Below are 6,080 nucleotides of genomic sequence, written 5' to 3' on the forward strand. Positions count from 1 at the left end.
TTTTAGAATGTTCTTCTCCCGTTCCAGGCGCTCACACCGAGCCTCAAGCTCCTGTATTCGGCGCTGTTCCGGGGTAAGAGCCTTGCCTTTGGGGGTAACACCTTGGCGTTCAGCCTCAAGCTGCTTAACCCAGCGCCGCAGCGCGCTCTCGACTACACCAAGCGATGTGCTGGCTTGGGGAACGGTGTAGCCTTGGTCCAGCACCAAGCTGGCGGCTTCCTGCTTGAATTCAGGTGTAAAGGATCGTCGTTTTCTGGTCATATGACACCTCGCTTAAGGTGGTGATTTTACCACCCTACGTTGGTGTCCGGATTCATTAGACCACTACACTTCCACGTGGAAGTTGGTAAATTCTATCCTGACGACAGGGCTGTCAACTTTAACATTCGATGTTGGGTAACGATTCTGAATGGCCGCCCTTACATCTGATAGTAGCTTGGCTTGCTTTCCGTCTTTGTAGGTGTCCCATTCACTCTTTGGCATGATATAGAGCATATCAAGATCCGAGATTCCTTTGATTCCTGTGTATCTACCATAAGAGCCTACTTGCAAGCTGTTGGCGGTTCTGGACTCGGTATCCCTGAACTTCTTGTTGAGGCAGGAAGTAATCTCCTCGTACTGATTACTGATCTTGTCAGCATTTTCAATCTTAAGGTTATCCAGAAATGACGAAAACATTTCAGTGACAGTCATCAGATGTGATCTCCTTATCAAGCGCTGATTGGAGCGGGAAGAAGTCTATAAATAACGCTTTCGGCTTGTCCTTCCTGTCCGCGAGAGATAAGTCTCTGCGCCTGATCGGACAGCTCATGAGCGCGCTTAATTGCATCAATCTTGTATTTAGGGTCTCTACCGTTGTAGCCGAGCGAGCCGATTGCGTCGAAGAAGTAGTCTTTGAGCTGCCCGGGTTCCCAGATTCCCCCAATCCAGAAGTAAGATTTTTCTGCTAAATGTCGTTCTAGCGTGAAGGATTCAAATAGATAGCCATTCCTTGCGTTCCAGTACTTCACAAGTCGTATCATGGGTTTGATGAGGTTGTTGTTCGACTTGTTTGTAGAAATAAGCGTTTCGTTAAAGTCGTTTGGATTGGTTTGAATCCAGTCATCCAGCTCAGAACGCTTAGCCGGGATTCTGAGGCCGCTCCACCAGCTGTCGATGGCGGGAACCAGCTCGAATTTGATGTGATTAAGCGATAAGACGATGGTCGGGGCAGACTGTGATATCTGTGATCGTGAGTAATAGATGCTCACGAATCTCCGGAGTCGATTGAGGTATGTCTGAGGGCTGCTTGATGTCTCGCCAAATACCACCATGTAGTCTATATCAGAGTGTTCATCCATGCTTCGAGGCAGGATGGTTCCTCTTGTGTACGACCCGAAAATGAAATGATCGGTGATGTCGTTTCCAAAGTGCTGATCAAGGCGCTGTTGGAGAGTGGCGATGGATTTCTGGATGCTCTCCTTCTCCTGATCTCTGATAACGGCCGACGAGGATAGTACTTGCAGGTAGCTGTTGACGGTCACTTAAGGCGCTCCTTGTCCACTGCGTACTGTGCTCTGCCAGAGTCAATGTCCTTCTTGGCCTTCTCGTAAGCGCGCCTAGGTATAGAGGGCATGCTTGCGTTCAGGTCATCCCGCTTATCTGTGAGGGCGGCGAGCCGGGAGCGGGCGTATGCAAGATCGGGTTCGTTCTCAAGGTCGATCTCTCGAAGTATGCGAGCGCTGTTCCTGAGGGCCTGATAAAGGTGTGCTGCATTCTTATGCGAATCAGCCCTTTCGCCTGGCTTCAGGAAGGTCAGACAGGTGACGAGCGCTGACGCCAGTAAAGCGGCGGCTGTAATCGCGGTTTGGTAGCCATCTGCAGCGGAGACGCCTCCCGCCACTGCGCCGAGCACTGCCGAGGGGAGGCCGAGTGCCAGGTTCACCTTCGACCAATCATCTGCGGCATTGTAGTGCCCCTTGAACGAGTGCTCGGCATCTTCTTCTACTCGACGATACTCTTTGGCCAATTTCCCAATAAGTTCTTGTGAATCCATTCGTTACTCCACATTTGTTCGCCGTTTCCCGGTTAGTAGCTGCTGCATCAAGGCCTTTTTCTCTTTCTTCAAAGAGGTGAGATTTTTCTGCAGGACTGAAATTTCCTGATCTGCCATGGACAGCACGGCGGAAATTTTTATCTGTTCCTCAATAGGAGGGCACATGATTTTTATTTTCAATAATGTTTTTGGGTTTAGTCTTTTCGAGCCGGTTCCAGACATTTTGTCTTCGAGGGATGCATGAAAATTCTCCTGGGACATATGATGTAAAAACCATGTCGAATCACAAGCACGTGTAAAATCAAAGGCAGGCAAATCCTGCGATGTCTCAAAGCCGTCTAGAGTCGTGGGTATGATGCCGAATGCTCCCTTATGGATATTCTGCTTACCGTAAATGAATTGACCTGCTTTCCTGATAAAGTGTGCCGTCGAGTCAACTGCCTCGGTGCCACGACATTCACGCGGTACAACGCCCTTCAAATTTAACCGTACGGTCAATCTTTTAGATGGGCGATTGGTTTTCGATGGTATGCGGCTTTCACGTAATAGCTCACCAATTTCTGAGACTTTCCACTTTCCGTGAAACCCATTTCCATTCTTATCCAGGAGGCGTTTTTTTCCGGTGAGGAGTTGTTGCATCAGGGCCTTTTTTTGTTGCTGGCTGTTGGAGAGCAGTTGTTCGGTGGTAGTTATGGCCTTGTCCCAGGAAGAAAGGATTTTGGCGATTTTCTTTTGTTCGGATAGTGGAGGTGTTAGTAAGCGGTACCGTTTTAACTCTCCAGAGTTCAGATTTGGCTTGCCTCCACCTGCGCATAGTCTTCCCACCTCGGCGATTCCGTGGCCAGAATTCATGTGGGTTGAGAGGTACTGGGAGTCCAATAACTCCGGATCGGGTCTGGCGATTAGTGTGGTGAAGGTTAGTGCGCCATTAAAGCTTTCTGGAACAACGCATGCTTCGCCTATATTTGATCCCGTTCGAACGGCGACAACATCACCAGCTATTACCTTTTTGCTTTTGTTTGCTTTGGCAAATTCGGGGTCAATATAAACAACCGATTTGTCATTAAAATAATTTCGTTTGATGTTCTGATTTCTGATTAACTTGACACCATCAGGCCTAATATATGGCGTTACTGATATCGCCAGGCCCACGGAAATCTTGCTGCAAAGCGATTTCAGCTCGTTTAATTTCCAGCCTTTAGGCGCCATAGCCAAGCTCCCGCAGATACTTGGTCATCTCAGCTTCAAGCTCGTTTAGTTGGCCCTTCAGAAGCTCTCGCTCGGCCCGCACTGCCATCAAATCAATCTCTTCTTCCTCCTCAAAGGTATCCACATAGCGTGGGATATTCAGGTTGTAGTCGTTCTCCTGGATTTCTTCGAGGCTGGCAACATAGGAGTACTTTTCTACGCTTTCGCCGTTGCGGTAGGTGTCAACAATCTTGGTGATATTGTCTTCGGTGAGCAGGTTCTGGTTCTTGCCGGCTTTGAATTCGCGGCTGGCATCTATAAACAGAACCTTGTTGGCGCTCTTCTCCTTTTTGAAAACGAGGACGGCGGCGGGGATGCCGGTGCCGTAGAACAGTTTTTCCGGCAGGCCGATAACGGCATCAAGTAGGTTCTCGTCTATCAACTGTTTACGGATTTTGCCTTCGCTGGAGCCACGGAACAGTACGCCGTGGGGCACGACGACGCCCATGCGCCCGGTCTTTGGCTTCAGGGTCTCGATCATGTGCAGGATAAAGGCGTAGTCGCCTTTGGTTTTCGGCGGGATGCCCCGGCGGAAACGGCTGAACTTGTCGTGTTCGGCTTCGTCGTGGCCCCATTTATCCAGGCTGAACGGGGGGTTGGCGGTCACGATGTCGAACAGCATCAGGTCGCCGTTTTTATCCAGCAGCTTGGGGTTGCGGATGGTGTCGCCCCATTCGATTTTGTGGTTGTCTTCGCCGTGCAGAAACATGTTCATCTTGGCCAGTGACCAGGTGGAGCCGATGGCTTCCTGGCCATAGAGGGCGTATTGCTTGCTGTTGTGGTTGGCGATGACTTTGCGGCCACACTTCATCAGCAGGGAGCCGGAGCCGCAGGCCGGGTCGCAGATGCTGTCACCAGGTTGCGGGTCGAGAAGCTCGGAAATCAGGTCACTGACTTCGGGTGGGGTATAGAACTCCCCGGCTTTCTGACCGCCGCTCGCCGCGAAATTCTTGATCAGGTATTCGTAGGCGTTGCCGATCACGTCCAGAGTGCCGACGCGGCTGGGCTTGAGGTTCAGGTCGGGCTTGGCGAAGTCTTCCAGCAGGTGGCGCAGGATGGTGTTCTTCTGCTTTTCTTCACCGAGCTTGTCGGTATTGAAGGAGATGTCCTGGAACACGCTCTTGCCGGCATCCTTGAGCTTGGTGCCGTTAGCCTCTTCGATGGCATGCAGGGCCTGGTCGATACGTTCGCCGTTGCCAGGTTCGTGGCGGCGCTCCCATAAGACGTAGAAACTGGCGTCTCTGGGTAGTACGAAGCGCTCGTTCTTCATCATCTCTTCGATCAGCTCCGGCTCTTCACCGTATGCCTTCTTGTAGCCGTCGTAGTGATCCTGCCAGACATCCGAGATGTACTTGAGGAACAGCATGGTGAGAATGAAGTCTTTGTAGGTGTCGGCGCTGATAGTGCCCCGGAAGGTGTCACAAGCGGCCCACAGGGCTTTGTTGATGGAATCCTGGTTGATCTTGTTTTCGGTGCTCATCTGTTCTTTCCTGTGGATTATCTGTTATTGCTCATTCTGTGCGACATGCCGCGCTAGTGGGCCTTCTTGGCCTGGATGGACGGCCGTAGGATGTCGCTGGCGATGGCGTTCATCAGGCTTTGATTTTTTCGTTGTAGTTGCTCCATGAGCTGTTGTTCCTGCTGCATGGTGTGCACCAGTTCCATGATGGCTTTCTGCCTGGGCTTGTCTGGGAACGCAAGTGGCGTGTTTTCCAGTACGCTGCGCCGGATGCTCTTGGTTAGCGTGCCCTCCGCATTCTTCTCAAAATAGCGCTGACTGGGGTTCTGGTTCAGTAGCCATGCCAGAAACGGCGGGATCACTCTGCCTGTTTTGAGCGTCACGACGAAGAAGTGTGGTGCCGCTACGGCCTCAACGCCAGGGGCAAGCTTGTCCTTGGTAACTTCCACGGCATAGTTACGGTTTCCCCTTGCCGCAACAAGGATGTCTCCGTTGCCAAGTAGCTGGGGGTGGCGTTTGCCGATGAGGGTGGTGGGCGTGCATCCCGACCAGATTACGCCCGTAGTGAGCGACACATCTTTCATCTGAACGGCAACTATTGAGCCGTCCCCTGATTCCTCGATTTTGCCCCGGAATGGATATCCGGGGTTGATAGAGGCAATTTGGCTGAGTTTTACCATCAAACCAGACACCATCGGCAATGATGCAAAAATTATTGGTTGAGAAGGATGGCGTGTCAACCTATATTTTTTGCTTCATCGCCATTGAATCAGTTTATGGCGACGTGTGTTGTCAGTGTAGGAGGGGGGGATGGGGGTGCGGGTTGAGATGCTTCGACAGCTTGAGGTTTACGAGCCTACTGCTGTCCCTCAGAAGGGTGGCTTGGTTCGTACGGCGGGGGCTCCTTACTGGATTGGCGCTGAAGGGGCTGGGGTGGAGGCCATTTATAGGCATTTCCCTTTGGTCGTGGATCCAGATGGTTCGCTTTGGCGCGATGCAGGCCGCTATCTGCTGGGTAGGCTGGATGGCGTGGCGCCAGTGTCGCATCGCACGTTGGAGAGTATCGCAGGAGATCTGGCCCATTTCAGGCGCTGGCTCCTGGAGGAGGAGGTTGACTATCTCAGTGCCCATCGCCGCCCCCGTCTAAGGCCTACCTATCGCTACTGTGCGTATTTGCATGACCAAATCAGGGAAAGCCACATTCAGCCTGGCACCGCAAAGCGACGGATGAGCAGCGTGCAAGGGTTTGTAGTGGTCAACTAATACCGGACAGTGATTTAGGTTTTTCTTCGGCCACCGCAGGGGCGATCCCGCCGTTGTAGCTGTGAGGCCTGTGGT

Annotated in this window: 7 protein-coding genes; all 7 read right to left on the bottom strand. The window is 51.8% G+C overall.

Features of this window, described 5'->3' with window-relative positions:
- A partial coding sequence (locus C4S63_RS17150; protein WP_146063406.1) for a transposase occupies window positions 1–261 on the bottom strand: 261 nt, incomplete at its 3' end.
- 63 nt (window positions 262–324) lie between these two features.
- Window positions 325–693 carry a nucleotidyltransferase gene (locus C4S63_RS17155; RefSeq protein WP_160052793.1) on the bottom strand — a complete coding sequence of 123 codons (369 nt, stop codon included), beginning with the start codon at window positions 691–693 and terminating at the stop codon, window positions 325–327.
- Between the two features lie 17 nt (window positions 694–710).
- Window positions 711–1,523 (bottom strand): nucleotidyltransferase, encoded by an 813-nt coding sequence (locus C4S63_RS17160; protein WP_103918254.1) that lies wholly within the window; start codon window positions 1,521–1,523, stop codon window positions 711–713.
- The gene (locus C4S63_RS17165; protein ID WP_103918255.1) at window positions 1,520–2,035 is read right to left on the bottom strand and encodes an SLATT domain-containing protein; all 516 of its coding nucleotides are present in this window, start codon (window positions 2,033–2,035) and stop codon (window positions 1,520–1,522) included. The genes C4S63_RS17160 and C4S63_RS17165 overlap by 4 nt, the downstream gene beginning before the upstream one ends.
- A gap of 3 nt (window positions 2,036–2,038) precedes the next feature.
- Window positions 2,039–3,244 (bottom strand): restriction endonuclease subunit S, encoded by a 1,206-nt coding sequence (locus tag C4S63_RS17170; RefSeq protein WP_103918256.1) that lies wholly within the window; start codon window positions 3,242–3,244, stop codon window positions 2,039–2,041.
- Complete coding sequence (locus C4S63_RS17175; RefSeq protein WP_103918257.1) at window positions 3,234–4,763, bottom strand: type I restriction-modification system subunit M; 1,530 nt, start codon at window positions 4,761–4,763, stop codon at window positions 3,234–3,236. The genes C4S63_RS17170 and C4S63_RS17175 overlap by 11 nt, the downstream gene beginning before the upstream one ends.
- A 53-nt stretch (window positions 4,764–4,816) precedes the next feature.
- Window positions 4,817–5,422, bottom strand: coding sequence for a restriction endonuclease subunit S (locus C4S63_RS17180; RefSeq protein WP_103918258.1), 606 nt, complete (start codon window positions 5,420–5,422; stop codon window positions 4,817–4,819).
- Window positions 5,423–6,080 lie beyond the last annotated feature (658 nt).

Origin of the sequence: Alcanivorax sp. DSM 26293, assembly GCF_900107995.1 — a bacterium.
In the GTDB taxonomy this organism is placed as follows: Bacteria; Pseudomonadota; Gammaproteobacteria; order Pseudomonadales; family Alcanivoracaceae; genus Alcanivorax.

Excerpts from the sequence above, each read along its gene's own strand:
- C4S63_RS17155 (WP_160052793.1), bottom strand. The coding sequence starts at position 693 with ATGACTGTCACTGAAATGTTTTCGTCATTTCTGGATAACCTTAAGATT.
- C4S63_RS17165 (WP_103918255.1), bottom strand. The coding sequence starts at position 2,035 with ATGGATTCACAAGAACTTATTGGGAAATTGGCCAAAGAGTATCGTCGA.
- C4S63_RS17170 (WP_103918256.1), bottom strand. The coding sequence starts at position 3,244 with ATGGCGCCTAAAGGCTGGAAATTAAACGAGCTGAAATCGCTTTGCAGC.
- C4S63_RS17175 (WP_103918257.1), bottom strand. The coding sequence starts at position 4,763 with ATGAGCACCGAAAACAAGATCAACCAGGATTCCATCAACAAAGCCCTG.
- C4S63_RS17180 (WP_103918258.1), bottom strand. The coding sequence starts at position 5,422 with ATGGTAAAACTCAGCCAAATTGCCTCTATCAACCCCGGATATCCATTC.